The 23,522-nt window shown below is 67.3% G+C and carries 31 protein-coding genes; 16 read left to right on the top strand and 15 right to left on the bottom strand.

All coding sequences use genetic code 11. The annotated features are described in order from the left end of the window. Window positions 1–16 precede the first annotated feature (16 nt). Window positions 17–991 carry a nuclear transport factor 2 family protein gene (locus CCK87_RS09950; protein WP_086461316.1) on the bottom strand — a complete coding sequence of 325 codons (975 nt, stop codon included), beginning with the start codon at window positions 989–991 and terminating at the stop codon, window positions 17–19. A 141-nt stretch (window positions 992–1,132) separates the two neighbouring features. On the opposite strand from CCK87_RS09950, the gene CCK87_RS09945 reads away from it, so the two are divergent. Then, window positions 1,133–1,675: a cysteine hydrolase family protein gene (locus CCK87_RS09945; RefSeq protein ID WP_086461315.1), complete on the top strand. Its 543-nt coding sequence runs from the start codon at window positions 1,133–1,135 to the stop codon at window positions 1,673–1,675. Between the two features lie 96 nt (window positions 1,676–1,771). Further along, window positions 1,772–2,035 carry a hypothetical protein gene (locus tag CCK87_RS09940; protein ID WP_140162809.1) on the top strand — a complete coding sequence of 88 codons (264 nt, stop codon included), beginning with the start codon at window positions 1,772–1,774 and terminating at the stop codon, window positions 2,033–2,035. Between the two features lie 62 nt (window positions 2,036–2,097). Here the strand turns inward: CCK87_RS09940 and CCK87_RS09935 are convergent, their stop codons facing one another. From CCK87_RS09935 to CCK87_RS09925, 3 genes are all read right to left on the bottom strand, one after another. Beyond that, window positions 2,098–2,883 carry an anti-sigma factor gene (locus tag CCK87_RS09935; protein WP_086461313.1) on the bottom strand — a complete coding sequence of 262 codons (786 nt, stop codon included), beginning with the start codon at window positions 2,881–2,883 and terminating at the stop codon, window positions 2,098–2,100. After that, the gene (locus CCK87_RS09930; RefSeq protein ID WP_249273832.1) at window positions 2,870–3,424 is read right to left on the bottom strand and encodes a sigma-70 family RNA polymerase sigma factor; all 555 of its coding nucleotides are present in this window, start codon (window positions 3,422–3,424) and stop codon (window positions 2,870–2,872) included. Before CCK87_RS09930 ends, CCK87_RS09935 begins: the two co-directional genes overlap by 14 nt. A gap of 114 nt (window positions 3,425–3,538) precedes the next feature. Further along, a complete protein-coding gene (locus tag CCK87_RS09925; protein ID WP_170927231.1) occupies window positions 3,539–4,033 on the bottom strand; it encodes a class F sortase in 495 nt (164 codons plus the stop codon). On the opposite strand from CCK87_RS09925, the gene CCK87_RS18260 reads away from it, so the two are divergent. Continuing rightward, window positions 4,023–4,214, top strand: coding sequence for a hypothetical protein (locus CCK87_RS18260; protein ID WP_170927230.1), 192 nt, complete (start codon window positions 4,023–4,025; stop codon window positions 4,212–4,214). The two genes, CCK87_RS09925 and CCK87_RS18260, sit on opposite strands and share 11 nt — an antisense overlap. A gap of 34 nt (window positions 4,215–4,248) precedes the next feature. Here the strand turns inward: CCK87_RS18260 and CCK87_RS09920 are convergent, their stop codons facing one another. Continuing rightward, window positions 4,249–5,079: a DUF4397 domain-containing protein gene (locus tag CCK87_RS09920; RefSeq protein WP_086461310.1), complete on the bottom strand. Its 831-nt coding sequence runs from the start codon at window positions 5,077–5,079 to the stop codon at window positions 4,249–4,251. Between the two features lie 168 nt (window positions 5,080–5,247). Between CCK87_RS09920 and mgrA the strand changes: the two genes are divergently transcribed. Continuing rightward, window positions 5,248–6,273, top strand: coding sequence for an L-glyceraldehyde 3-phosphate reductase (gene mgrA / locus CCK87_RS09915; RefSeq protein WP_086461309.1), 1,026 nt, complete (start codon window positions 5,248–5,250; stop codon window positions 6,271–6,273). 50 nt (window positions 6,274–6,323) lie between these two features. On the opposite strand, the gene CCK87_RS09910 is transcribed toward mgrA, so the two are convergent. Next, window positions 6,324–7,163, bottom strand: a complete 840-nt coding sequence (locus CCK87_RS09910; RefSeq protein WP_086461308.1) for a CoA ester lyase — start codon at window positions 7,161–7,163, stop codon at window positions 6,324–6,326. A 155-nt stretch (window positions 7,164–7,318) separates the two neighbouring features. On the opposite strand from CCK87_RS09910, the gene CCK87_RS09905 reads away from it, so the two are divergent. Continuing rightward, window positions 7,319–7,648, top strand: coding sequence for a hypothetical protein (locus CCK87_RS09905; RefSeq protein WP_140162808.1), 330 nt, complete (start codon window positions 7,319–7,321; stop codon window positions 7,646–7,648). Between the two features lie 103 nt (window positions 7,649–7,751). Here CCK87_RS09905 and CCK87_RS09900 read toward each other — a convergent pair whose 3' ends face one another. Then, window positions 7,752–8,195, bottom strand: coding sequence for a MarR family transcriptional regulator (locus tag CCK87_RS09900; RefSeq protein ID WP_086461306.1), 444 nt, complete (start codon window positions 8,193–8,195; stop codon window positions 7,752–7,754). 57 nt (window positions 8,196–8,252) lie between these two features. Here CCK87_RS09900 and CCK87_RS09895 point away from each other — a divergent pair, with 57 nt between their 5' ends. Next, window positions 8,253–8,618, top strand: coding sequence for a VOC family protein (locus CCK87_RS09895; RefSeq protein WP_086461305.1), 366 nt, complete (start codon window positions 8,253–8,255; stop codon window positions 8,616–8,618). A 3-nt stretch (window positions 8,619–8,621) separates the two neighbouring features. Continuing rightward, window positions 8,622–9,461, top strand: coding sequence for a DNA-3-methyladenine glycosylase (locus CCK87_RS09890; RefSeq protein ID WP_086461304.1), 840 nt, complete (start codon window positions 8,622–8,624; stop codon window positions 9,459–9,461). 20 nt (window positions 9,462–9,481) lie between these two features. Here CCK87_RS09890 and CCK87_RS09885 read toward each other — a convergent pair whose 3' ends face one another. Together CCK87_RS09885 and CCK87_RS09880 are read right to left on the bottom strand one after the other, a co-directional pair. Continuing rightward, window positions 9,482–10,159, bottom strand: coding sequence for an NAD(P)-binding domain-containing protein (locus CCK87_RS09885; protein ID WP_086461303.1), 678 nt, complete (start codon window positions 10,157–10,159; stop codon window positions 9,482–9,484). Between the two features lie 11 nt (window positions 10,160–10,170). Further along, window positions 10,171–11,199: an LLM class flavin-dependent oxidoreductase gene (locus tag CCK87_RS09880; protein ID WP_086461302.1), complete on the bottom strand. Its 1,029-nt coding sequence runs from the start codon at window positions 11,197–11,199 to the stop codon at window positions 10,171–10,173. A 49-nt stretch (window positions 11,200–11,248) separates the two neighbouring features. Between CCK87_RS09880 and CCK87_RS09875 the strand changes: the two genes are divergently transcribed. Next, window positions 11,249–11,842, top strand: a complete 594-nt coding sequence (locus tag CCK87_RS09875; RefSeq protein ID WP_212638208.1) for a MarR family winged helix-turn-helix transcriptional regulator — start codon at window positions 11,249–11,251, stop codon at window positions 11,840–11,842. 14 nt (window positions 11,843–11,856) lie between these two features. On the opposite strand, the gene CCK87_RS09870 is transcribed toward CCK87_RS09875, so the two are convergent. Beyond that, window positions 11,857–13,605, bottom strand: a complete 1,749-nt coding sequence (locus CCK87_RS09870) for an alkaline phosphatase family protein (RefSeq protein ID WP_086461301.1) — start codon at window positions 13,603–13,605, stop codon at window positions 11,857–11,859. A gap of 224 nt (window positions 13,606–13,829) precedes the next feature. Between CCK87_RS09870 and CCK87_RS09865 the strand changes: the two genes are divergently transcribed. Then, entirely contained in the window at window positions 13,830–14,210 is a 381-nt protein-coding gene (locus CCK87_RS09865) for a VOC family protein (protein WP_086461300.1), read from the top strand. 44 nt (window positions 14,211–14,254) lie between these two features. Here CCK87_RS09865 and CCK87_RS09860 read toward each other — a convergent pair whose 3' ends face one another. Beyond that, window positions 14,255–14,947: an SDR family NAD(P)-dependent oxidoreductase gene (locus CCK87_RS09860; RefSeq protein WP_086461299.1), complete on the bottom strand. Its 693-nt coding sequence runs from the start codon at window positions 14,945–14,947 to the stop codon at window positions 14,255–14,257. Between the two features lie 102 nt (window positions 14,948–15,049). Between CCK87_RS09860 and CCK87_RS09855 the strand changes: the two genes are divergently transcribed. Further along, window positions 15,050–15,910 (top strand): helix-turn-helix transcriptional regulator, encoded by an 861-nt coding sequence (locus CCK87_RS09855; protein WP_140162807.1) that lies wholly within the window; start codon window positions 15,050–15,052, stop codon window positions 15,908–15,910. 145 nt (window positions 15,911–16,055) lie between these two features. Here CCK87_RS09855 and CCK87_RS09850 read toward each other — a convergent pair whose 3' ends face one another. From CCK87_RS09850 to CCK87_RS18255, 3 genes are read right to left on the bottom strand one after another with little or no spacing between them, the layout of a single operon-like run. Continuing rightward, window positions 16,056–16,811: a DUF429 domain-containing protein gene (locus CCK87_RS09850; protein WP_086461298.1), complete on the bottom strand. Its 756-nt coding sequence runs from the start codon at window positions 16,809–16,811 to the stop codon at window positions 16,056–16,058. 34 nt (window positions 16,812–16,845) lie between these two features. Then, window positions 16,846–17,784, bottom strand: a complete 939-nt coding sequence (locus CCK87_RS09845; protein ID WP_086461297.1) for an aldo/keto reductase — start codon at window positions 17,782–17,784, stop codon at window positions 16,846–16,848. A gap of 46 nt (window positions 17,785–17,830) precedes the next feature. After that, the gene (locus tag CCK87_RS18255) at window positions 17,831–18,037 is read right to left on the bottom strand and encodes a hypothetical protein (RefSeq protein WP_086461296.1); all 207 of its coding nucleotides are present in this window, start codon (window positions 18,035–18,037) and stop codon (window positions 17,831–17,833) included. Between the two features lie 171 nt (window positions 18,038–18,208). Between CCK87_RS18255 and CCK87_RS09835 the strand changes: the two genes are divergently transcribed. From CCK87_RS09835 to CCK87_RS09825, 4 genes are all read left to right on the top strand, one after another. Continuing rightward, entirely contained in the window at window positions 18,209–18,622 is a 414-nt protein-coding gene (locus CCK87_RS09835; protein ID WP_086461295.1) for a MauE/DoxX family redox-associated membrane protein, read from the top strand. Further along, window positions 18,619–19,128, top strand: coding sequence for a hypothetical protein (locus CCK87_RS18250; RefSeq protein ID WP_170927229.1), 510 nt, complete (start codon window positions 18,619–18,621; stop codon window positions 19,126–19,128). The genes CCK87_RS09835 and CCK87_RS18250 overlap by 4 nt, the downstream gene beginning before the upstream one ends. 68 nt (window positions 19,129–19,196) lie before the next feature. Next, a complete protein-coding gene (locus tag CCK87_RS09830; RefSeq protein WP_170927228.1) occupies window positions 19,197–20,240 on the top strand; it encodes a DNA polymerase IV in 1,044 nt (347 codons plus the stop codon). A gap of 148 nt (window positions 20,241–20,388) precedes the next feature. Continuing rightward, window positions 20,389–21,054: an alpha/beta hydrolase gene (locus CCK87_RS09825; RefSeq protein ID WP_086461967.1), complete on the top strand. Its 666-nt coding sequence runs from the start codon at window positions 20,389–20,391 to the stop codon at window positions 21,052–21,054. A 6-nt stretch (window positions 21,055–21,060) separates the two neighbouring features. Here CCK87_RS09825 and CCK87_RS09820 read toward each other — a convergent pair whose 3' ends face one another. Then, entirely contained in the window at window positions 21,061–21,609 is a 549-nt protein-coding gene (locus tag CCK87_RS09820) for a PadR family transcriptional regulator (protein ID WP_170927227.1), read from the bottom strand. A gap of 78 nt (window positions 21,610–21,687) precedes the next feature. Here CCK87_RS09820 and CCK87_RS09815 point away from each other — a divergent pair, with 78 nt between their 5' ends. Together CCK87_RS09815 and CCK87_RS09810 are read left to right on the top strand one after the other, a co-directional pair. Beyond that, window positions 21,688–22,656, top strand: coding sequence for an ATP-binding cassette domain-containing protein (locus CCK87_RS09815; protein WP_086461292.1), 969 nt, complete (start codon window positions 21,688–21,690; stop codon window positions 22,654–22,656). Next, window positions 22,653–23,519 carry an ABC transporter permease gene (locus CCK87_RS09810; protein ID WP_086461291.1) on the top strand — a complete coding sequence of 289 codons (867 nt, stop codon included), beginning with the start codon at window positions 22,653–22,655 and terminating at the stop codon, window positions 23,517–23,519. Before CCK87_RS09815 ends, CCK87_RS09810 begins: the two co-directional genes overlap by 4 nt. Window positions 23,520–23,522 lie beyond the last annotated feature (3 nt).

The raw sequence follows: 23,522 nt of genomic DNA, 5'->3' as shown, positions 1-23,522 counted from the left end.
ACCGCGCTCCGTGAGGTCAGCTCGCGGGCACCACGTCCCAGTGCTCGCGGATGAGCTTGTCGTCGACGCGGAAGATGTCCGCGGCGAGGAACGGATCGCTCGCCTTCGCGCCGACACTCTGCGAGAAGGTCCACACGAGGTCGCCGTCCGAGAGCGAAATCGTGGACTCCTGCGGCGGGAACTTAGCTGAGCCGGAGAAGAAGCCCTTCAGCGCGGCCGTGCCGTTCGGGGCGACGGCGTTGTGCTGCAGGTAGCTAGGGTCGAACGAGGTGTCGAGCACCGAGACATCCTGGTCTCGGAAGAGGGTGTTGTAGGCGCCGACCGCGAAGGTCCGGTTGCTCTCTTCCTGCGCCTCGGTCACCGATCCGGGCGTGGCCGCGTTCGCGTAGAGGTCGCTGAACATGGTGTTCGTGTTGCCGCTCGCCGGGGTGCCTGTCGCGATCGGCTGCGCGAACGACCAGCGCTCGACGATCTTGCCGTCGGTCACGCGGAAGAGGTCGACCGCGGCCTCTCCGGCGCGCTCGTCGTTCGGGTCGGAGGCGACCTGCCAGTGCACGGCCACGAGATCGCCGTCGGCGGCCTCGTGCTTGACGACAGCCTGGGCGTTGGCGACGCGGGTGTGCGCCGCCGCGAACTGGTCGAGCAGGCCGCTCGGTCCCGCGGTCAGGCCGGATCCGTGCGCCACCGCGTCGGGGGCGATCACGGCCTCGGCCTCGGCCTTGGCTTTGGCCGACGTGGGATCGGGGAAGACATCCGCGATGAGGGTGAGCACCGTCTTCTCGTTGGCGGCTTCGACCGTCGAGTTCGAGCGGTCGGCGCTCGTTCCGCCGCTCGAGGTTGTGTCGACCACCGCAGCAGCCGTCGGGCTGGATGCCTTGTCACCGGCCGATGACGCCGAACCGGTCGTGGAGCATCCGGCAAGAATGGCGACGCCGGCAACGGCCGCCGCCACCCGAGTGACCATACTGAGGGTTCCTCTTTTAGTTGTCATGACAACTATTCTTGAGTCGTCGGCTGAGAGCCGCCCCACAGCCGGATGCGGTTATGCCGACAAAGCTCGGGGGCACAGACGACCGCCAGGTTCGCGCTTGCCCCGCTTCTGTCGCCGCGCACAGGGCGTCATACTGAGCGGATGACTCGCGCTCTCCTCATCGTCGACATCCAACTCGATTACTTCGACGGGGGCGCTTTTCCGCTTGTCGAGCCAGACGCCGCGGCCGCCGCGGCGCGCACGGTTCTCGACGACTTCCGCGCATCCGGCGAGCTCGTCGTGCACATCTTTCACGTCTCGACAGAGTCTGACGCCCCCTTCTTCGTGCCGGGCACGCCGGGCATCGGCATCCATCCGCTCGTCGCGCCGGTCGGCGACGAGATCGTGCTCGAGAAGCACGAGCCCAACAGCTTCATCGGAACGGGCCTGCAGCAGCTGCTCGCCGACGAGGGCATCACCGAGTTCGTCGTCGTCGGCATGATGAGCAGCATGTGCATCGACTCCACGACCCGCGCCGCCAGCGAGCTGGGATTCGAGGTCACCGTCGTGAGCGACGCCTGCGCCGCTCCCGACCTCAGCTTCGGCGACGCGGTGATCCCGGGCGCCACGGTGCACGCGTCGTTCATGGCAGCGCTCGACGGCAGCTTCGCCACGGTGCTGACGAGCGCCGAGCTGGAGTACTAGCCGGGCTCGGCATCATGCGGTCGGCGAATCGACGACCGAGTACGTCGCCAGCGCAAGGGGATGTCGGTGGTCACGGCCCCGCCGTACGATTCCGATATGAGCTCACACGACAAGACCCAGGACGCCCCCATCATGGACGGCGCGAACGAAGCGACCGAAGAAGAGAAGCGGGCCGGGCGCGAAGATCAGATCAAGGCCGACAACGCCCGCGACGGAGGACTCGACGACGATCTCCGCAGCATCCGCGTTGTCGACGAGGGCAAGAACCGTGCCCGCACCGAAGGCAATGGCAGCGGTGCCGACGGAGCCGTCGACATCTCGAACAGTTCAGACGTCGAGCGCGCAAGCGACGACGACTGAGATGTCGCAGATGGCGACCTGACATCGCGTCCAGGTCGCCATCTGCGACATCTCGCTGCCGATCAGATCGTGCGCAGTTCGCCCCGCACGATCGAGTTGCCCGAGTGCGTCGTGTCTCCGTTGTCGGGCTCGGCCGAGACGTCGACGAGTGAGTACTTGGCGAGATCTACTCCCGACGGAACCTCGAAGATCCCCTCGGAGCCGTCGAGATAGCCGATGCTGACGAGGCCGGTTCCATCGGCTGCTATGAGCCACACTTCGCGCAGCTTCGCGTCTGACGGGCCAGGTTCGCCCGCCGTATCGACGTCGACGACCACCTGTCGCGTTCCGTTCGGCAGCACTTCGACCACCGCGCTACCCCGGGACTTCGCCCAGTCGGGGAATGGATCGAGTTCGGCCCCCGCCAGCGCGATTCCGGTCTGGGCGTTCTGAGAGGACTGCCACCAGGAGCCGATTCCGGTTCCCGCGACGATCCCCACAACCAACGCGGCGACAGTCACGGGCACGACGAAGCGAGTGCTCCACCGGCGGCGGCGCCGTCGCGGGGCGACATGGGCTGTCGCGGTCGACGGCTCGGCACGCTCACCCTCCACGGGCGACGACTCGCCGGTCTCGACGGCCGACGACTCGCCAGCCTCGACCTCGGCGCGGATGCGCTCCCACACCTCGGGTGGCGGTGCGTCGAGCGACACGCCCACGGCCGAGCGGCCCAGGTGAACGACCGCCTGCAGCTCGCGCAGGTCGATTTCGCACGCTGCGCACGACGCCAAGTGGGCGGCCTCCTCGTCGCTCGGCGAGAGTTCGCCCAGCCCGATCAGGGCCAGCTGGTCTGCATCAATGTGTGCCATCGTTCACCTCCAAACGTATTCGTAGCCGAGACAGACTTCGACGGATATGACTTTTCACGGTACCCAGAGGCAACTCGAGCTTCTCCGCGATCTGAGCGTGCGTCAGATCAGCGAAGAAGGCCAGCTTCATGATCGTGCGGGGCACCGGGTCGAGACGCTCGAGCTCGTCGGCCATCATCAACCTATCGGCCACATGCGCCGTATCGTCGGTGATCGCCATCGCGTTCTCGAGCACGTGCGCCTCATCAGCCCGGCGCATCCGGCTACGTGTCTCGTGAGCATCGGCGATCGAGTGCCGCGTGATCCCCACCAGCCAGCTCCCCATGCTCGCCCTCGCGGGGTCGTACTTCTCGCGCCCTCTCCACGCGGCGACGAAGACCTTCTGAGTCACGTCCTCCGCGTCGCGCGAGTCGCCCAACGACCGCAGCGCCAACGTGTACACGAGCGACGACCAGCGTTCGTAGACGCCCGCCAAGGCGCGGTCGTCGCCCGAGCAGAAGGCGTCGACCAGCGCGGCGTCGTCGGTGGATACGTCGGTCACGTCAGCGTGCGGCTTCCTGGTGGACACCCCGATCGCTCGAGGCGAAAACCTGGGATCGGAGGGGGATTCTGGGCGATGAGTCAGCGTACGGTCGAGCATACTTGGCATCACCCATCACGCGATCGGCACCGCGTAGACGATCACGTTGCTGAGGTAGTGACCGGTGCTGTAGTTGAACTCTCCCCCGCAGGTGATGAGCGCCAGCCGGTGCGCCCCTGCGCGGTCGAACACGGCGGCCCAATCGACGCCGGTCTTGTCGACCATCGAGACGCTCTCAACCGAGAACCTCGCCGTCTGCCCGTCGACCGACGTCGTCACGACCTCGGTGCCAGACGGCGCATCCTTGAGCAGCGCGAACTGACCGACCCCGTAGTCGAACGAGTCGACGTGGGCGGCGATCACGCTGGTACCGGAGGCGCTCCAGGGCGTCGGCCCGTAGCGATACCACGACGCGATCGCCGGGTCATCCGAGAGCGCAAGGGCGCCCTTCGCGTCGACGCCCTCCGGTGAGACGGCGACATCGATCCCCAGCGACGGAACCTGCACCCGGGCTGGCTGCACCACGGGTTCGGCCGGATGCGCCCCGAGGGCCGCGTCGGTGCGAGGCACCCCGGATGCCGCCGGTGCGGCGGGCGCGCTGGTCGCGGTGGGTGTCGGCGTGGGTTTCGAAGACTCCTCGACCGCGGTCGGCGTCGGGGAGCCGACCGACGCGGGAGCCGCGCCGCATCCGGTGACGAGCAGAACCGACGCCAGCGCGAGCGCGCCGAACGCCGCGGCCCGGGCTGCGTGAGCCCGGACCGCGGCGGCTGGGGTGCGGCTGCCGGTCAGCGCGCGTCCTTCGCCAGCAGGCGCTTGCGAACGACGCCCGCGCCGAGCGCGGCGAGCAGCAGAGCGAACGCACCGCCGATCAGCAGACCAGACGTGTCAGCGGGCTTGTTGGTCGCGACGAGACCCGCCGTTCCCGCGGGAACTCCGCCGGGGTTCGAGTGCAGACCGCCGATGGTCTGCACGGCGAGAGCCAGGTTGCCGTCAGCGAGGCTGCCCCACGCGTAGACGATGGTGTTCGTTCCCTCGGCCACGTCGACGTCGGCCGGGCCGATCACAGGGTCGGTGGTTCCTGTGGCGGCGACCGACGCCGACACGGTGCCGGCGGGAAGGGTGAGCACGGACTCGCCCGGGTTCGCGAGGTTCGTGATCACGGGGCTGCCTCCGGCGAGAACGTCGACCGCGGGGGCGGCGGCGACGTGGCGCACGGTCAGGCGTCCCTCGCCGGCGGCGAGGGTGGCTGTGTCATTCGTGAAGAGGGTCGCCGTGGGCTTTCCCGCCGCATCGAGGTGCGCGACGGCGGTGTAGTTTCCATTCGCTGCAAGCGTGAGGTCGACCGGACCGATGACGGGCGAACTGGCGTCGGCCGCGTCGGAAGCGGTGATCGCAACGGAGTAGGTTCCGGCCGGCAGCGGAAGCGGACCGGCGAGTGTTCCTGGCGTGAAGTCGTCGAGAGTCAGCGCTCCGTTGACGTAGACGTCGACGGTGACGCCGGGAACGGCGTGCAGCACCGACAGCTGAGCGTCGCCTTCCGCTGCCGATGCGGGGAGAGCGGCTGCAACGGCGACGAGCGCGCCGGCGGCGATGCCGACGATGAGGGTCTTGCGCATGGGTACCTCCTGTTAGCGCCCCGAGGGGCGGAGAGAAAACTGCCTACACAGAGCACTTCCCTCGGAGGTCATCGTTTGGATGCACCTTCGCCAAACTTTTTTCTGGGCAGCCTCGCCGACAGCGCAACCGGGTAGCGCGGCATCCGCTCGGTGACCCATGATCGAGAGATGACCTACCTCGCATACCCCGCCCGTTACGACAGCTTTCCCTATCGACGTACGGGCCGAAGCGGCCTCAAACTGCCCGCCGTGTCGCTCGGGCTCTGGCAGAACTTCGGTGACGACGTGGCCATCGAGACGCAGCGCGCGATCCTGCGCCGCGCGTTCGACTCGGGAGTCACGCACTTCGATCTCGCGAACAACTACGGTCCGCCCTATGGCAGCGCCGAAACCAACTTCGGCCGCATCTTCGCCGAGGACTTCGCTGGCTATCGAGACGAGCTCGTGCTCTCGACGAAGGCCGGCTACGACATGTGGCCCGGCCCCTATGGCGACCATGGCTCGCGCAAGTACCTGCTCGCCTCGCTCGATCAATCTCTGGCCCGCATGGGCGTCGACTACGTCGACATCTTCTACAGCCACCGCGCCGACCCCGATACTCCCCTCGAAGAGACGATGGGCGCACTGCACACGGCAGTGCAGTCAGGGCGGGCTCTCTACGCCGGCATCTCGAGCTACTCGCCCGAGCGCACCGTGGAGGCCGCTCGTATCCTCGCCGACCTCGGCACTCCCCTGCTCATCCACCAGCCGTCGTACTCGATGTTCAACCGCTGGATCGAGGACGGCCTGCTCGACACTCTCGGCGACCTCGGTGTGGGATGCATCGCCTTCTCACCGCTCGCTCAGGGCCTGCTCACCGACCGCTACCTCGACGGCATCCCCGCCGATTCGCGCGGCGCGCGAGGCGGCTCGATGCAGAAGCGGATGCTGACCGACGAGACACTCGCGCGGGTTCGGGGACTCAACGAGATCGCTTCAGGGCGCGGGCAGACGCTCGCGCAGCTGGCGCTGTCGTGGGCGCTTCGTGACGAGCGCGTGACCTCGGTGCTGATCGGTGCCTCGTCGGTGAAGCAGCTCGACGACAACCTGGGCGCGGTGCAGAATCTCGCGTTCACGAGCGACGAGCTCTCGAGCATCGACGAGTTGGCCGGCGACCGCGACATCAACCTCTGGGCCAACTCGAGCGCGGTCTAGCCCCTGCGGCGGGTGCCGGTAGTGGGCGCCCTCCGGCACTCCGCCCGCTGCTAGCGGCGCGCGATCGGCTGGATCCCGAATGCCTTGGCAAGGCGGTCGATCTTCTCGGCGCGGCCGAGCCTCGGCAGGTCGCTTCCGTCGCGGATGACCCGGCCACGCGATTCGAAGTCGTCGAGGAAGTCGCGTGCCCACGTCGCATCCGACACCGTGGGGCTGATGGTCTCGTTGATCACCGAGAGCTGATCGAGGTCGAGACACAGCTTGCCCGTGAGCCCCATGGCCACGGCGTGCTCCGACTTCTGCCGCAGCACCGGGTGGCTGCTGCCAACCGTCGGGCCATCGATTGGGCCGGGCAGATTGCCGATGCGGCTGGCCACGACGAGGCGCGAACGCGGATACGCCATGGCGAGATCGTCGGCGCTCGTGCCCGTGTCGCGCCGATAGTCGCCGCTGCCGAAGCCGAGCCGGAAGGCTCCGCGAGCCCGGGCGATCGACGGCGCCTCCTCGATTCCCAGCGCCGACTCGACGAGCGCGAGAACGGGTACCGTGCCGCCGAGGCGGTCGAACGTCTCGGTGACGTGCTCGGCAGATTCGGTCTTGGCGAGCATCACGCCCGAGAGGCCCGGAACACCCTTGAGGCCGTCGACGTCGTCGCTCCAGAACTCTGTGCTGCGGTCGTTGATGCGCACCCAGCCGGCGCCGCCGGCGGTGAGCCAATCGATGACCGAGCCGCGCGCATCCGCCTTCAGCTTGGGATCGACGGCGTCTTCGATATCGAGAATGATCTGGTCAGCGCGAGAATCGCTGGCCGCATCGAACTCTTCGGATCTGATGCCTGAAACGAGCAGCCAGGAGCGGGCGATTGAGGGGTCGATGGTCGATGCGGTCATCTACGGTCTACTTCTCTGTCGGAGATCAGGACGCAGCCACCGACCGTGACGATCGGCTCTGCTCGTGCCTCAGCATCGTATCGAACGATTCTCTGCGGCAGCTTCAGCGGGCGACGCCTGTTCCCTTCGGCCACCGATGGGTGAAGGATGGGCGCATGCCCACGACCGCCCCGCTCGCCGAGAGCCGCCCCTCGCCTCGCAGGCTGAGGCCGGGCGCGATCGCCGTCGGGGCCATCGTCGGCGTCGCTGGGGTGCCACTCTGCTACCTCATTCTCAGCGCGCTCGGGGTCACCATCTCCGACACCGGCCTCATCGCCTGCCTGGTCGCGCCGACGGCGGCACTTCTTCTCGTCTGCCTCATTCCGCGGGCCCGCGGCTGGGCGTTGCAGGCCGCGGTGGCGTCGGCACTGGCATCCATCGCTCTCGTCGCTTTCGTCGCCGGTGGCATCGCGCTGATCTCAGGGGTGCTGTCGGATCCGGCCTAGGCCGATTTTCTGATTACAGGACAAATCGGCCCGGTCGTGGCGTTTCCTCTGGTGACGCGCCGCAACCGGGTCACATCGTCCTGTAATACGGGAACCCGATGAGCTAGGCGCGCAGCGACGCCGCGCAGGTCGAGAGCATCGCGCGCAGAGCGTCTTGATCTTTCGACGAGAGCTGCGACTTCATGCGGTCTTCGACCCCCTTCACCGCGGCACTCGCCGTTGCGAGCTGGGCGCGGCCCGCGGCGGTCAGCTGCGTGGGCAGTGCTCGCCCCGATGCGGGCTGCTCGGAACGCGTCACGAGCCCGTCAGCCTCGAGCGCCTGCAACAGAACGTTCATCGCCTGTCGGGTCACGAAGGTTCCCCGGGCGAGTTCGGAGTTCGACAGGCCGGGCCGTTGGGCGAGCAGCTCGAGGCACGAGTAGTGGGTCACACTCATCCCGAGCGGGCGCAGCACGGCCTCCATCGCCGCGCGCAAGGCACTGGCCACCTCTTTCATCAGGTACCCCAATGACGTGCTCAATTCGATTCCCGAAGCGCCTTGACTCATGTCAACATTCTGACATACTGATGATGTCAACAAACTGACATAACCAAGGAGAATCTCATGACCGCATCCGGCCCCGGCTTCATCTCACTTCAGGTCCGCGACATCGAGGCGTCTGCCGCCTTCTACGAGAAGTACCTCGGGTTCGCCCGCCAGGCCGGCCCGCCTCACGCCGTGGTCTTCGCCACCACGCCCGCGGCCTTCGCGGTGCGCGACGCGATGCCCGGCGTCGACCTGAACTCGGGCGCTCAGCTCGGTCTCGGCATCGGCGTCTGGATGCACGCGCCCGATGCGCAGCAGATCCACGACACCCTCGTGGCCGATGGATTCACGATCACCTCGGCGCCCATCGACGGACCGTTCGGCCGCACCTTCAGCTTCGCCGACCCCGACGGCTACGCCATCACGGTGCACGATAAGGTCTGATCCATGACTCGACTCGAGACCGTTCACGAGGTTGTCGGGCCTTGGTCGCTCGCCACCACCAAGCAATTCTGGGAGGGTTTCGCCCCCGGCGGACTTGCATACCAGACGCAGGCCGAGGGCATCCGCACCGCCTTTCTCTGCGACACCGACTGGCAGCGAGTCGATGCCGTGATCACGCAGGAGGGCGCGTCGGCCCGCATCGTGGTCGACGGCCAAGGCGATCTGGATGCCGCGACCGAGCAGGTGCGGCGGCTGCTGTCGATAGACATCGACGGTCGCGCGTGGCCGGATGTAGCGGCACGGGACGACGTGATCGCGGACGCGCAGCGACGGCTCCCGGGTTTCCGACCCTGCGGCTTCTTCTCACCCTATGAGGCAGCCGTGTGGTCACTGCTGTCGCAACGTATGCAGAGGCGGCAGGCGGCGGCGATCAAGACGCGGCTCACGCAGCAGCTCGGCGACGACGGGGCCTTTCCGTCTCCGGCCGCCCTGCTCGGGGCGGCACTCAATCTGCCCGGACGCAAGGCGGAGTACCTGCACGCGGTCGCCGAGGCCGCTCTCGACGGCCGGCTCTCCGGCTCCTACCTGCGCTCGTTGCAGCCGGCCACCGCGTTCGCCCAGGTGCAGAGCATCCTCGGCATGGGACCGTTCTCGGCCGAGCTCGTGGTGATCCGCGGTGCGAACTTCCCCGATGTGCTGCCTCGCAACGAGGGCCGACTGAGCGACGAGGTCACGAAGCGCTACGGCGCCGACCGCTCGATCGACAAGGTCGCCGAGGCGTGGAAGCCGTTCCGCTCGTGGGCCGCCGTGCACCTGCGCGCACTGCAGGAGGTGGCGGCGTAGCCGCACTCGCGCCCGTTCCGTCAGGCGGCAGCCTGCTCCACGACGTCGCGGATCTCGGCAGCAGTGAGGTTCGCCCCGAACAGCTGGCGACCCGGCTGCAGCACCGCGCCCTCCCCCAGGGGGCCGAGGTCGACAGAGTCGAAGCCGAGAGAGTCGATGAGGTCGGCGACCACGTCGTTCGCCGCGACGTCGTCTCCCGAGAGGGCGATCGCCTTGCGGTCCGAGTCACCGGCCAGCCGGGAGCCCTCGTCGAGATCGTGGTATCCCATGTGGTTGAACGCCTTCACCAGACGTGAGCCGGGCAGGGCTGCCGCCACGAGCTCGCTGGTCGTGACGTCGTCACCGGTCAGATCCGGGCGAACGCCATCGACCTCCCACCAGTAGTTCATCGCGTCGATCACGATCTTGCCGCGCAGCTCGTCGAGCGGCAGCGCCTGGTGTCCGTCGAGGGGCACGGCCTTGCCCAGCGGCAGGGCCAGGATGACGAGATCGGCCTGGCCCGCGGCATCCGTCGCCGTCGTCGCCTCGGCGCCGTGCGCCAGCACGTCGATGGTGAGCTCGATCGCGGCGGGCGGCCGCGAGCTCGCGATGAGCACGCGGTAGCCGGCCGCGATCGCGAGCCGGGCGAGCACGGTGCCGACTTTTCCCGCGCCGAGGATGCCGATGGTCGCCTGCTGCGGGTCGGTCAAGGAATGCATGGGTGCGCCTCTCAGGCCAGGATGTCGCGGACGAGGGGAACGACCTCGGTTCCGTAGAGCTCGACCGCGCGCATCCGGTCGCTCATCGGGGTAGTGCCGGCCGAGTAGATCAAGTCGAATCGCCCGGCTCCCAGCGTAGCGATCGCGCTCGCCATGCGACGGGCGACCGTCTCGGGCGAGCCCACATACATGGAGCCGTGCGCGACCTCGTTCTCGAACTCGGCTCGGGTCACGGGCGGCCAGCCGCGCAGGGCTCCGATGCGGTCGTGCATGACCTTGTAGTGCGGAAAGAAGATCTCTTTGGCCTCGTCGTCGGTGCGGGCGATGAAGCCCGGCGAGTGCATGCCGATCGGATGCGCGGCGCTGCCGAACTGCTCGGCCGCGCGTCGATAGAGGTCGGTGTAGGGCGCGAAACGTTCGGGGCTGCCACCGATGATGGCCAGCATCAGGGGGAATCCGTATTGCGCCGTGCGCACGACCGACTGGGGCGATCCACCCACGCCGACCCAGGTCGAGAGATGCCCCGACTCGGTCTTCGGGAAGACGTCGGCATCGTGCAGCGCTGCTCGGGTCGTGCCGCTCCAGCTCACGGGCTGCTCGGTGAGGAGGCGCGAGAACAGCTCGATCTTCTCTTCGAAGAGAGTGTCGTAGTCGTTCATGTCGTAGCCGAAGAGGGGGAACGACTCGGTGAACGAGCCGCGGCCCAGGATCACCTCGGCGCGCCCGTTCGAGAGCGCATCGACCGTGGCGAAGCGCTGGAATACACGAACAGGGTCGTCGGAGCTCAGAACCGTCACGCCCGAGCTCAGCCGGATGCGCTCGGTCTGCGTCGCGATGCCCGCCAGCACGGTCTCGGGGCTCGAGATGGCGTACTCCGGCCGGTGGTGCTCTCCTACAGCGAAAACCTCGATGCCGAGCTGGTCGGCGAGCACGGCCTCGGCGACGACGTGCCTGATCGCCTGCGCGTGGGATGCGAGTTCCCCCGTGTCGGTCTGCGGAATGTCTCCGAAGGTGTCGAGCCCGAATTCGATGTCTGCCATGATCGCGTCCTTTGATGATGTAATTGACATGTCAAATGAATGGAGCGTCGTGAATATTCCCGGGGACATACCGGAGCGCCTCCCCGGTCTCCGGACCGACGGCCGCTCGGACGGTCGGAAGTCGCCGACCCGCGACGAGCTTCAGGTCTGGCGCACCTTCACCGAGATGACCGACCTCGTGAAGCGCACCCTCGAGGCCGAGCTGCAACGAACATCCGGTACCTCGTCGGGCGACTACGCGGTACTGCTCGCCCTCTCGGAACAGCCCGACCACCGCATGCGCTCGTCGCCGCTGGCCGAGCAGGTCGGCTGGGAACGCAGCAGACTCTCGCATCATCTCGGACGCATGGAAAGGCGCGCGCTGATCTCGCGGGAGCGAGCGGGCGACGACAGCCGCAGCGCCTGGGTCGTGCTCACCGACGAGGGCGCCCGAAGCTTCCGCCGAGCCTCGTCGCCACACCTCCACTCGGTGCAGAGGCTGTTCGTCAGTGCCCTGACGGCAGAGCAGCTCGCCGCTCTCGACGACGCGATGCAGGCGCTGCGCTCTCATCTCGAGGGCGGCTCGATCGTTCAACAGGACGAATCGTCGACGCACCGGGTTTCGACCGATGACACACCGGCCGGTTCACGAAAGGTCCTGTAAGACGGAGTCCGACCTCAGTCGCGCACCCCGAACAGTCCGTAGCCGTGCTTTACCAGCACGTCGTAGGCGTCGGCGTAGTTGTCGGGCACCGGCGCATCCGGTTCGTAGCGGGCGAGCAGGATGCCGATGAGTCCGAGCCCGGGCGGGGTCAGCGGGCGCTTTCGGTCTTTCTCTTTGTCGGAGCGCGGATTCGCCTCGGGGTTCGGCGGAACGTAGGCCGGAGTGACCGTGGGCCACAGAGCGGGCTGGCGCGGCTTCTTCAGATTCACCGCATTGAAGATCGGCGTGGCGGATGCATCGCGCTCGGTTAGAGGCTCGAGCCCGTGCAACTCGGCGAGGGTTTTCGCGAGCGACCCGTGATGCATCTGGTCGTTGATGACCGTGCCCGCTCGTGTGTACGCCGAGACCACGATGGTGGGAACCCGCAGGCCGAGACGGTCGAACGCGAATCCCATCTCGCCCGGGGCCTCGTTCTTCACAGGAGGCACCGCAGCGGGCGGCGCGACGTGGTCGTACAGGCCGCCGTGCTCGTCGAAGGTCACGAGAAGCACGGTGTTCATCGCGTTCGAGCCGGTGGTCGAGGCTCCGTCTTTGATCGACGTGTACACCTCGCCGAGGAGTTGCTCGCCGGCCCGCATGTCCGAGAAGGCCGACTCCATCTCGGGGGTCGTGGGATCGGTCTTATCGTGCGCCGGCCGCACGACTGGCGGATGCATGTCGTTGTGATCGAACACCATCCGCGGCTCGACGAATGCATAGTCGGGCAGCCTGCCCTTGGCCGCGTCTTCGTGGAACTGCTCCATGCTGCGGAAGTGACTCTTCCAGTATTTCTGCAGCGACGGGGCACTCAGTAGTCCGGTGAGCGAGACGACCTGCTGAGCGTCGTAGTACACGCGCCACGACTTGCCTGCCTCGTCGAGCCGACTGAACACGGTCGGCACGGCCGGAGCATCCAGCCATTTGTCGATGCCGCCACCCTCGACGTTCGTGACGAAGCCGTGCGAGGTGCTCGCGTGAAAGAACGAGCGGTTGCAGAACGTCTGCGAGGGAACGGCGGCGTGCCAGTGATCGTAGACGCCGAAGCTCTTCGCGAGGGTCGACAGCACGGGAAGCATCGCGGGCGAGAACCCACCCATCACCACGGCGTATTCCTCGGGCGTCGGCGCGCGCCCGCGAGACAACGTGGAGTTCACGATGTAGTCCTTCACGAACCCGTCGTTCTTCGGCTTCGAGGTGTCTTTCGGCAGGTTCCACGGCTCCTGAAGGCCGTTCTCCAGGTCGGAGTTGCTCTCGGGGTCGATCGTTCCAAACAGCTGGGTGTTCACGTGGGGGTAGAACTCGCCGGGGTCGGGATCGGGCTGGGCCATGATGCGATCGGTCGGACCGCTGTAGACGTGGGCGGGCACAGTGTCGCCCGATGGCCCCGGGTTGCTGTACTGCCCCTGATGGAGCCCGTCGAAGCTCTGGCCCGCGGGCTCCTGCCCCGGCTCGTAGAGCCAGCCCAGCATGTGGTCGAACGAGCGGTTCTCGAACATGATCACGACCACGTGGTCGAAGCCCGGCTCGTGCCGAACCGGCAGGGGCGAGAAGCCCAGTTCGTCGTCATCCGTGTCAGACGAACGGATGCCGGCGGTGACGCCGCCGACCGCTGCCCCGCCCACCGCAAGACCCGCGACCCCGATGCCCGCCGTGCGAAGGAAGTTGCGACGCGACGCGCCGCGCTTGGCCTTGTCGTCGTCGCTTTCGCTCTTTCTGGCAGTCATCTCGGTCCCCTCCCGATCCCGCCAGAATACCCGGGTATCCCGAATGGCATTGAGACGCCGGCTCGTTCCTCGCGCGGCTTCTCCACCGACGCATCCGCTTCGCTCAACACATGAAACTGTGAGCCTCGCCGTCCGTCACGCCTGGTAATCTCGCTTCCGAGGGCCACCGCGCCGACTACACCGAGAAGCACCGCCTTCGGAGTGAGCGCGACGAGAGGCATCCTATGACGAACTCAACCCCCCACACCGTGAAGCTCGGCCGTTTCGCGCCGACACTCGCTGTCACCGACATCGATCGTTCGATCTCGTTCTTTCGAGAGTTCCTCGCCCTCGAAGTGCACTTCACCAACGGCCAGCCCGTGGGCTTCGCCATCGTGCGCAACGGGGCTGCGGAGCTGCATCTCACGCTCGTCAAGAATCACCACGGCGGCAGCCACAACGTCGCCCATCTGCTCGTCGATGACGCGGCTGCGCTGTATTCGACGATGGATGCCGCGGGGGTTCGCATGATCAAGGGTCTCCGCGATGCCGACTACGGCGTGCGTGGATTCGTCTTCTGCGACCCCGACGGCAATCGCATCGATGTCGGTCAGTCGATGCGCTGACCCTCTTCGCCCGGCGCGTGCGAACGGGAGGAGAGCGCCGCCCTCTAGAAGGGGGCGACGCCGTCGCGGTTGATGAACGTGCCCGTCGGCCCAGCGCCGCCCCGGGTGGCGAGCTCGACGATCGCATCCGTGCCCTCGGTCACCGTCTGCGGACCGCTGTGGTTATTGAACTCGGTGGCCGTGTAGCCGGGATCGGCGGCGTTGATGCGGATCTCGGGGAACGCCTTGGCGTACTGAACCGTGAGCATGGTCACCGCGGACTTCGATGCTTGGTAGAGAGGTGCGACGATCTGCGACTCGACGTGCTCCGGGTCGAGCACGAACGAGAACGAGCCCATCCCGCTCGTGACATTCACGATCGTCGCCTCGTTCGAGCGCAGCAGCACCGGCCGGAATGCCAGCGTCATGCGCACGATGCCCAGCACGTTCGTGCCGAACACGAATGCGGCGTCGTCGGCGGTGAGATCTTCGGCGGCAGCGAAGGGGCCGCTGACTCCCGCGTTGTTGATGAGCACGTCGAGGCCACCTGCAGCCTCGACAGTCGCGACCGCGGAGGCGACGGAGTCGTCGCTCGTCACGTCGAGCTGCACGAACCGGCCGCCCAACGCCTCGGCGGCTGCTCGGCCCCGAGTCTCGTCTCGTGCGCCCATCCACACGGTGTGCCCGGCTTCGATGAGTCGGCGGGCGGTTTCATAGCCGAGGCCTTTGTTGGCCCCGCTGATCAGTGTTGTTGTCATGCTCAGAAGTCTGCGGCCGCCGCGGCGCGCTGTCGTGGCCCGCCTCGGCGTATGGACGCTCAGTACCACCCACGACGCGTCGGGCGCTGGCACACTGAATGAATGCAGGATGCGCACGGCGATCTCGGAACGGTCCTTCGAGCGTGGCGCGACCGCCTGTCGCCGCTCGATGTCGGTTTTCCCGCTGGTGATGCGCGCCGGGCGGCCGGACTGCGCCGCGAGGAGTTGGCCGCGCTCGCCGGGCTCAGCGTGGACTACATCGTTCGCCTCGAGCAGGGCCGCGCTCGTCGCCCCTCGGAGCAGGTCGCCTCTGCGCTCGCTCGAGCGCTTCAGCTCACCGATGCCGAGCGCGATCACCTCTTCGTGCTCGCCGGGCTGCTTCCCCCCTCGCCCCACGAGGTTCCGGCGCACATCCCTCCCGGGGTGCAGCGGCTGGTCGCGCGACTGGGCGAGATTCCCGTCGCGGTCTTCACCGCGTCGTGGGATCTGCTGAGCTGGAGCCCGCTGTGGGTGGCGCTTCTCGGCGAGCCCGTGCGGCCCGCCTCGGGTCGCCCCAATCTGCTGCGCGCGCACTTCGGCAATCTCTCGCTCGGCTCGGGCGGGGGCCGCATCGTCCGCCGATCCGGCAGCGTGGATGCCTTCGGCGCGTCTCTCGTCGCCGACCTCCGTCGCGTGGCCGGCCGCTATCCGGACGACCGCGGAGTGCGTGCCCTCGTTCAGGAGCTGCTCTCGACGAGCGAGCCGTTCAGGGAGCTGTGGGAGAGCGGAATCGTGGGCGAGCACCAGTCGGAGAGCAAGGTCGTGAGCAACGAACTGGTCGGCGATATCGAACTCGACTGCGATGTGTTCAGCGTCGCCGGCACCGATCTGCGCATCGTCGCCTATACGGCTCCGGCCGCATCGGCGGCGGCCGCGAAGATCGACTTCCTGCGCGTCGCGGCTCCTGCGGCGGCCGTGCTCTAGGTCCGCAAGACGGCGCTGGTCGAGTAGGCCGCCCCGGCCGCGCTGGTCGAGTAGGCCGCCCCCGACGGCGCTGGTCGAGTAGGCCGCCCGCGGCCGTATCGAGACCACCGGGTGGTCTCGATACGCCGCCTCGTTCCTCGCGCGGCTACTCGACCGGCGAAGAGATCAGCGCGGCGAGCGGGGTCGTCGGCAGAGCGGTCCACCCCTCGCGGCGCGCGCGGGCGAGTTGCTCAGGGGCCGGAGGGCCGTAGTGGCCGAGAGCAGCGCTCCGCGAAGCGAGGGCAGCGATCACCGCGTCGAACGCGTCGCCCGACCGCACCATGAGCTCGCCGTGACCCTGCAGATCGAGCCAGGGGGCGGCATCCAGAACCTGCGCCAGCAGAAGTTCTCGCGCGGCCTCGCTCACGCGATAGCCGGTCGTGTCGAACCCCCAGAGTCGGAGGCTCGCGCCGGGATAGATTTCGACGACGACGCCGGAGCCCGAGCGGTCGACCTCGACACCCCGCGCCTGGATGCGGCCGAGAAGCCCCGCGCAGCGCATCGCAGTGAGGCCGAGCCGGTCGGTCGACACGCTGAGTGGCCAACGACCGGTCTTGGCCCTCACGTCGCGATCGGTCTCACGGTAGGCGAGGGTGCGGCGCCAGTCCATGCCGCCGTCGACGGCGGGCGCATCTATCGACTCGTGATCGGCGTGGGCCACGACGAAACTCACGAACTCGTCGGGCCAGCCGAGTGAACAGTCGATGCCGAGCTTCTCGACCGTCGTGGCGGCCTCGGCAATGGCGTCATCCCCCACGCCGAGTCGGAGCTCGGTCAGGGCCGCACGAGGCCCAGACCAGTCGATGACCGCGAGCGCCGTGCCCTTGTTCTCGGCGGCGAGATCGACTCCGGCGGTGAGCATCAGACCAGCGTAGTCGCGGAAGTGTTCCGCAGCCTCAGGGAAGCAGCGCCCCTCCCGCGACCGCCAGTCGGTACCACTCCGGTCGCGTGAGCTCGATCTCCGAACCCGCGGCGGCCTCGCGCAGGCGCGAACCCTTGGTCGTTCCCAGCACCAGTTGGATGCGGGCCGGATGCCGGGTGATCCAGGCGGCCGCGATCGCGGTGGGCGTCACGGCGTAGGTGGCCGCGAGGTCGTCGAGAACGTCGTTCAGCTCGGCGTAGTTCTCGCGGTCGCCGATGAAGACGCCTCCCGTCGCGCCCGACTGGAACGGCGACCACGCCTGCACGGTGATGTCGTTGAGGCGGCAGTAGTCGAGTACACCGTTGTGCCGGTCGACGGACTGCTCGACGTGCGCCATGTTCATGGCGAGCCCCGAGGTGATCGAGGGAGCATGGGTGATGCTCAGCTGCAACTGATTCACGACGAGAGGTTGACGCACCGACCTCGTGAGCAGCTCGATCTGACCCGGCGTGTGGTTCGAGACGCCGAAATGGCGAACCTTGCCCTCGGAATGCAGCTGGTCGAAGGCCGCCGCGACCTCGTCTGGCTCGACCAGCGCATCCGGCCGATGCAGAAGCAGAAGATCGAGGTAGTCGGTCTTCAGCGCCTTGAGCGAGCCGTTCACTGAGTCGAGAATGTGCTCGGCCGAGAAGTCGAAGTATCCGGGACGGATTCCGCACTTCGTCTGCAAAACCATCTGCTCCCGCTCGGCCGCGGTGTAGTTCAGCGCGTCGGCGAACAGGCTCTCGCACACGTGGTCTGGGCTGCCGCCCGAGCCGTAGATGTCGGCGTGGTCGAAGAAGGTGATGCCCTCGGCTTGGGCGTCGCCCACGAGGGCCCGAATCTCGGATGCCGACAGCTCGGGAATGCGCATCAGCCCCAGAATGTGCTGCGAAACAGTCAGGTCAGTCGTTCCGAGGGTCACGTATTTCATGCTCCGCAGGCTATCGCTCCGCACTGACAGCCAGGGCGCTGCCTCGTCAGATGTTGTCGGGCTCGAAGGGAGTCTCCGTGGGCGTCGGCGTCGGGGTGGGCGTCTCTGTCGGAGTCGGCGTGGGAGTCTCCGACACGGAGGGAGTGGGGGTCGCTGTGCCGATCTTGTTTGTGTCCTGCGCTTCGCCCACACATCCTGTGAGAAGAAGCAGCGCGGCGGAACCCACCATGGTCGTGGCGATGATTTTCTTCATGCCGCCAATGTACGGAGCCGGTGTCGGGTGAGGCCAACCCGTAGATTAACGGCCACGGCGGTGATAGCCGACCCGGCGCATCCGCTCGTCGCACCTTCACGCTCGATGCTGTGCCGTCGCACCCGAGGCGTATCGTCGAAGCACACCATTCGATTCTCACGAGGAGCCGCCATGACGAAACAGCTCGACAAGCCCGCATCCAAGGGCCGCACGGCGGCACGCATCGCTCTGGGCGCCATCCTCGTTCTCGCCGGAACGAGCCACCTCACGTTCGCACGCGACGACTTTCGCGCCCAGGTACCCGAGTTCGTTCCTCTCGAAGAAGACACGACGGTGCTGCTGAGCGGCGTCGCCGAGATCACGCTCGGCGCAGCGCTGCTCTTCGCGCCGCGGTCGCAGCGGGCACGCGTCGGCGGACTGGCCGCGGCCTTCTTCACGGCGATCTTCCCCGGCAACATCGCGCAGGCCATTCACCACAGGGATGCGTTCGGTCTCGACTCCGACGCCAAACGCGTCGGGCGCCTGTTCGGCCAGCCCCTGCTGGTGGCCTGGGCGCTCTGGTCGACGCGCACTATGGCGAAGTGACCAGAGGCCGCATACTCCTCGCGGCGGTCGGCGTTCTTCTCGTCGCGGCCTATGCCGCGCTGATGGCGGTCGAGTCACTCGTACTGGATCCGCTCGCTGCAGTCCCCGGGGCGACTCTCGGTGAGATTCACGCGCGCCTCGCGGCAAACGGCATGGATGTCGGACGAGACATCGCCTGGGTGATCTGCACCGCGGCGGCGGGAGTCGTGCTGGCGGTAGCCGCCGCGGTCGTCGGGCTGTGGCGACACCTCTCGCTCTCGACGATGGCGATGATCTTTCTCGCCATCATCGCAGCGGGAGCGGTGCCAGCCTTTCTCGACGGGATACACCTCGGCATGGACATCGCCGACACCTACCGGGGCACGGGCGGCGCGCACACGATCTGGGCGGGAGTGCTCTACGTCACGAGCCTTGCGGCCGTCGGGGGAATCGTCGAGGTGGGCATCTACAGGCTGCGGCGATCCGCCCGCTCCAGATTCCGGAAGAAGAGCGCCGACGACGAGTAGGCCGCGCCCTCCGGCGACGCAACGCGGTATTCGCGGCGAAACATTCGAACACCAGTACGATAGAGGGTGTGGCCACGTCGCTCCTCCTGCACGTCGACGCCGACTCGTTCTTCGCCTCGGTGATCCTCCGGCGTCGACCCGAACTCGTCGACAGACCGATGGCCGCGATCGCTCATGTCTTCATCGCCAGCGCCAACTATCCGGCTCGACTCCGGGGTGTCCGTGGCGGCATGCAGGTGCACGAGGCCCAACACGTCTGCCCCGAGCTGGTGATGATCGAGACTCCACGCGCCGAGGTAGAGCGGGTCAGCGACGCCCTCTTCGACATCTTTCGCGACAGCGCCCACGCGGTCGAGCCGGGATCGATGGAGGAGGCCTTTCTCGACGTCGGCACCACAGACATCCGGGCCGCCCTCGATGCTGGGCAATCGCTGCGGCGACGTGTGGCGAGCGAACTCGGCGTTCCGATCAGCGTCGGAATAGGGCGCACCAAGCTCATGGCAAAGCTCGCCTCGCGCGCCGCGAAGCCCGACGGCCTGCACGTCATCTCCGATGAAGAGGAAGCCGAGCTTCGGCTTTCGCTGCCCATCTCCGACGTCTGGGGAATCGGCGCACAGACCGTCGAGCGATTGCGCCTCATAGAGGTCGCCCGCCTCGCAGACCTCGACGGCATCTCCCCCGACGAACTCCGCCGCGTCTGCGGAGCGACCATGGCGCACCGCCTGCACCGCATCCGCGCGGGCACCGATGATGCGACGCTGAACCCGGTCGAGACGAGAACGAGCCTCTCCTCGGAGGGAACCATCTCGGGCTACAACCGCCCCGACTGGACTCCTTCGGAGCTCATGGAGGCCTGCATCACTCGGGTCTGCGAGCGCGCATCGAAGGCCGGTCTCGCGGCCGGCGGGCTCACCGTCGCGCTGCGCTTCGACGGCGGCGACACACCTATCGTGCTCAAACACCGGATGCCGTCGGCCACCTCAGACGCGCGAGCCTGGCTCCCCGACATGCTCCGGCTTCTGGCGGGAGCGCAACAGCCTGGGCTCATCGCGGTGAAGGCCACGCTCACCGCGCTCGTCCCTCCCGAGCGCGTGCAGCAGACCCTGTTCTGATCGCCCTCGTCGATTCCTACCCGACAGCTCGTTCGGGGTCAACGCCGCGCACCAGGCGCACCGAGCGCTTTAGCTTGATGACATGCGATCCACAGAGCACGAGGCCAGCGGCATCCGTGTTCTCGGCGAGCGTCGGCGGCATCCGGCGATGAGAGCTCTTCGCATCGCCGGGTGGTGGGCACGGGACTACGCCTACGCCCTCTACTGGCAGACCAGGGCCCTCATCGGCCGAACCGATCCGAGATCGTTTCAGTCGGGATCGGCGCGCACGATCGTCGTCATCCCCGGCGTGTACGAGACCTGGCGCTTTATGCAGCCGCTGATCCGCGCGATGCACGACCGAGGGCATCCGGTGTACGTCGTCGACGCGCTCAACTGGAACGACCGCCCTGTCGTGGAGGCAGCCGATGTCGTGTCGGCGTTCCTCGCCGAGCACGGTCTTCATGACGTGGTCGTCGTGTCGCACAGCAAGGGCGGGCTCATCGGCAAGTACGTCATGAGTGCGGGCGCCGAGGCCGCGCGCGTCGACTCGATGCTGGCCGTCGCCGCTCCGTTCGGGGGATCGTTCTATGCGCGCCTGATGGTGCTGCCGAGCCTGCGCATCTTCTCACCGAAGAACGCCACGATCCTGGCCCTGGCCCACGACGAGACGGTCAATAATCGCATCGTGTCGGTCTACGGCGAGTTCGATCCGCACGTTCCGGCAGGCAGCGAACTGGTCGGCGCCAAGAACGTGCGACTCGACACGGGCGGGCACTTTCGGGTGCTCGCTCACCCTCGTGTGATGGCCGAGCTCGCGGCGCTGGCGGAGTAGCCTCCGTCAGTCCATTCCGTCGAGGCGCTCTCGCAGCCCGGCCACGATCTGCGCCTCGCTGTCGTAGTAGGCGAGACCCCAATCGGCGACCATCGCGGCGTAGCGCACCCGGTGCTCGTCGCCGAGCATGTCTCGCACACCCTGCAGGTCGGCCCGGCGCGCGGCCAGGTCATCCAGATGCCCCTCGAGCATGCTGCCCAGCTGTTCGGGCGTCGACAAGCGACCCATCAGAAGGCGCAGCGCGACCGGGTGTTTGAGGATGGGAAAGCCGACCTCGCCGTGGAACAGCCAGGTCTGCAACTGCTCCTCGCCGAGCTCGGTCACCCGATACCGCGCCGGGCCATCCGACGGCGCCGTCTCGACGAACTCTGCCTCGGACAGCTTGCGCAGCTCGGTATAGATCTGGCTCATCGCCGGGCTGACCCAGTAATAGCGCAGGGTGAAGTCCGCCCGCTGCTTGAGCTCGTAACCCGTCATGCCCTCGGGATTCTCTCGGTCGAAGACGAGCAGGCCCAGCAGCGCGTACGCCGTGGTCGACAGAGCGGAATTAACCATGGACATAACCATAGGTTCCTGATAGGTATATTCCTACTAGGAATAGACACGTCGCCGTCGACAGATCAGGAGCGCAGCATGACCGACCTCGCCATCGAGACCCACGCGCTCGTGAAGACGTTCAAGAAGACGGTCGCCGTCGACGGCATCGACCTGGCGATTCCTCGCGGAGGCATGCACGGCTTTCTCGGGCCGAACGGCGCAGGAAAGACGACAACGATCCGCATGCTCGCCACCCTCACCAGACCAGACTCCGGCACCGCACGAGTACTCGGCCGCGACGTCGTCGCCGACGCCAACGAGGTGCGTCGCCGAGTGAGTCTCACCGGCCAGTTCGCCTCGGTCGACGAAGACCTCACCGGTGCCGAGAACCTGCGACTCATCGGCCGCCTCTTCGGTTACACCGGCGCTCGCGCCACACGGCGCTCCGATGAGCTGCTGACGGCGTTCGGACTGTCGGATGCGCGAGACAAGCAGGTCAAGAAGTATTCCGGCGGCATGCGTCGCCGCATCGACATCGCCGCGAGCATCGTGGTCATCCCCGAGCTACTGTTCCTCGACGAACCGACCACAGGCCTCGATCCGCGCAGCCGCAACGAGGTGTGGGACATCATCAGGGCGATGGTCTCATCGGGCACGACGGTTCTGCTGACGACCCAGTACCTCGACGAGGCCGACCAGTTGGCCGACCGCATCAGCGTCATCGATGCCGGCAAGGTCATCGCCGAGGGCACGTCGAGCGAACTCAAGGCGAAGGTGGGCAACGGGGCGTTGCACGTGCGAGTGATGAATCCGGCGGACCGGCCACGGGCATCCGAGGTTCTGAATCGCATTCTGGGCGTCGAGATTCGCGACCAAGCCGACCCCGCAGCGCTGAGCGCGACGGTCGCCGACCCCGGCATCGTGACATCCGCGCTCACGGCCTTAGCTGCCGAGAAGATCGAATTGGCTCAGTTCTCACTCGGGCAGCCCTCGCTCGACGAGGTGTTCCTCGCGTTGACGGGCCACACCTCAGAGAGCACAAGCGACGAGGAGGTCGCAGCATGACCCGTCTCGACAAGCTCGCCGAACGAGCCGACGTCGCACCCGCGAGCGCCGAGTCGCTCGCGGCCGCTATGCGGTCGGCGCTGGCAGACGTCGAGCGCCCCACCCCGCCCGGCCCACTGTCGACATCGCTGACCTTCGGCTGGCGCGCGCTGCTCAAGATCAAGCACGTGCCCGAGCAGCTGTTCGATGTCACCGTCTTCCCGGTGATGTTCACCCTGCTCTTCACGTTCCTCTTCGGCGGGGCGATCGCCGGAAGCGTCGGCGGCTACCTGCAGTACGTGCTGCCTGGCCTGCTCGTGCAGGGCGTGATCATGATCACGATGTACACGGGGTCGACGCTGCGCACCGACATCGATCGGGGCGTGTTCGACCGCTTCCGCTCCCTGCCGATCTGGCGACCGTCGGCCCTGGTCGGCATGCTGCTCGGCGACGCTGTGCGCTACACGATCTCCGCCACTGTCACGATCGCGCTCGGGCTGGCGCTGGGCTACCGCCCCGAGGGCGGTGTCCCCGGAGTACTCATGGCAGTGCTGCTGATCCTGGTCTTCGCGTTCAGTTTCAGCTGGCTCTGGACGTTCTTCGCGCTCGTGCTGCGAACGCCTGGCGCAGTCATGGGGGTGAGCATGCTCGTGATCACCCCGCTCACCTTCGCGAGCAACATCTTCATCGAACCGTCGACGCTTCCGAACTGGCTGCGGGCCTTCGTCGAGGTCAACCCGGTGTCGCACCTGGTCACGGCCGTGCGCGATTTCATGGGCGGCATGGATGCGTCGGGCGAGCTGAGCATCACACTCCTGTGGTGCGCGGGGCTGGTCGCCATCTTCGGCCCGCTCACCATGATCCGCTACCGAACGGCAGGATAAGCA

Source organism: Agreia sp. VKM Ac-1783 (assembly GCF_900177765.1).
Taxonomy (GTDB): Bacteria; Actinomycetota; Actinomycetes; order Actinomycetales; family Microbacteriaceae; genus Agreia.
This window is presented reverse-complemented; position numbering and strand designations above follow the sequence as displayed.

Excerpts from the sequence above, each read along its gene's own strand:
- CCK87_RS09950 (WP_086461316.1), bottom strand. The coding sequence starts at position 991 with ATGACAACTAAAAGAGGAACCCTCAGTATGGTCACTCGGGTGGCGGCG.
- CCK87_RS09945 (WP_086461315.1), top strand. The coding sequence starts at position 1,133 with ATGACTCGCGCTCTCCTCATCGTCGACATCCAACTCGATTACTTCGAC.
- CCK87_RS09940 (WP_140162809.1), top strand. The coding sequence starts at position 1,772 with ATGAGCTCACACGACAAGACCCAGGACGCCCCCATCATGGACGGCGCG.
- CCK87_RS09935 (WP_086461313.1), bottom strand. The coding sequence starts at position 2,883 with ATGGCACACATTGATGCAGACCAGCTGGCCCTGATCGGGCTGGGCGAA.
- CCK87_RS09920 (WP_086461310.1), bottom strand. The coding sequence starts at position 5,079 with ATGCGCAAGACCCTCATCGTCGGCATCGCCGCCGGCGCGCTCGTCGCC.
- mgrA (WP_086461309.1), top strand. The coding sequence starts at position 5,248 with ATGACCTACCTCGCATACCCCGCCCGTTACGACAGCTTTCCCTATCGA.
- CCK87_RS09910 (WP_086461308.1), bottom strand. The coding sequence starts at position 7,163 with ATGACCGCATCGACCATCGACCCCTCAATCGCCCGCTCCTGGCTGCTC.
- CCK87_RS09905 (WP_140162808.1), top strand. The coding sequence starts at position 7,319 with ATGCCCACGACCGCCCCGCTCGCCGAGAGCCGCCCCTCGCCTCGCAGG.
- CCK87_RS09900 (WP_086461306.1), bottom strand. The coding sequence starts at position 8,195 with ATGAGTCAAGGCGCTTCGGGAATCGAATTGAGCACGTCATTGGGGTAC.
- CCK87_RS09895 (WP_086461305.1), top strand. The coding sequence starts at position 8,253 with ATGACCGCATCCGGCCCCGGCTTCATCTCACTTCAGGTCCGCGACATC.
- CCK87_RS09890 (WP_086461304.1), top strand. The coding sequence starts at position 8,622 with ATGACTCGACTCGAGACCGTTCACGAGGTTGTCGGGCCTTGGTCGCTC.
- CCK87_RS09885 (WP_086461303.1), bottom strand. The coding sequence starts at position 10,159 with ATGCATTCCTTGACCGACCCGCAGCAGGCGACCATCGGCATCCTCGGC.
- CCK87_RS09880 (WP_086461302.1), bottom strand. The coding sequence starts at position 11,199 with ATGGCAGACATCGAATTCGGGCTCGACACCTTCGGAGACATTCCGCAG.
- CCK87_RS09870 (WP_086461301.1), bottom strand. The coding sequence starts at position 13,605 with ATGACTGCCAGAAAGAGCGAAAGCGACGACGACAAGGCCAAGCGCGGC.
- CCK87_RS09865 (WP_086461300.1), top strand. The coding sequence starts at position 13,830 with ATGACGAACTCAACCCCCCACACCGTGAAGCTCGGCCGTTTCGCGCCG.
- CCK87_RS09860 (WP_086461299.1), bottom strand. The coding sequence starts at position 14,947 with ATGACAACAACACTGATCAGCGGGGCCAACAAAGGCCTCGGCTATGAA.
- CCK87_RS09855 (WP_140162807.1), top strand. The coding sequence starts at position 15,050 with ATGCAGGATGCGCACGGCGATCTCGGAACGGTCCTTCGAGCGTGGCGC.
- CCK87_RS09850 (WP_086461298.1), bottom strand. The coding sequence starts at position 16,811 with ATGCTCACCGCCGGAGTCGATCTCGCCGCCGAGAACAAGGGCACGGCG.
- CCK87_RS09845 (WP_086461297.1), bottom strand. The coding sequence starts at position 17,784 with ATGAAATACGTGACCCTCGGAACGACTGACCTGACTGTTTCGCAGCAC.
- CCK87_RS18255 (WP_086461296.1), bottom strand. The coding sequence starts at position 18,037 with ATGAAGAAAATCATCGCCACGACCATGGTGGGTTCCGCCGCGCTGCTT.
- CCK87_RS09835 (WP_086461295.1), top strand. The coding sequence starts at position 18,209 with ATGACGAAACAGCTCGACAAGCCCGCATCCAAGGGCCGCACGGCGGCA.
- CCK87_RS09825 (WP_086461967.1), top strand. The coding sequence starts at position 20,389 with ATGAGAGCTCTTCGCATCGCCGGGTGGTGGGCACGGGACTACGCCTAC.
- CCK87_RS09820 (WP_170927227.1), bottom strand. The coding sequence starts at position 21,609 with ATGGTTAATTCCGCTCTGTCGACCACGGCGTACGCGCTGCTGGGCCTG.
- CCK87_RS09815 (WP_086461292.1), top strand. The coding sequence starts at position 21,688 with ATGACCGACCTCGCCATCGAGACCCACGCGCTCGTGAAGACGTTCAAG.
- CCK87_RS09810 (WP_086461291.1), top strand. The coding sequence starts at position 22,653 with ATGACCCGTCTCGACAAGCTCGCCGAACGAGCCGACGTCGCACCCGCG.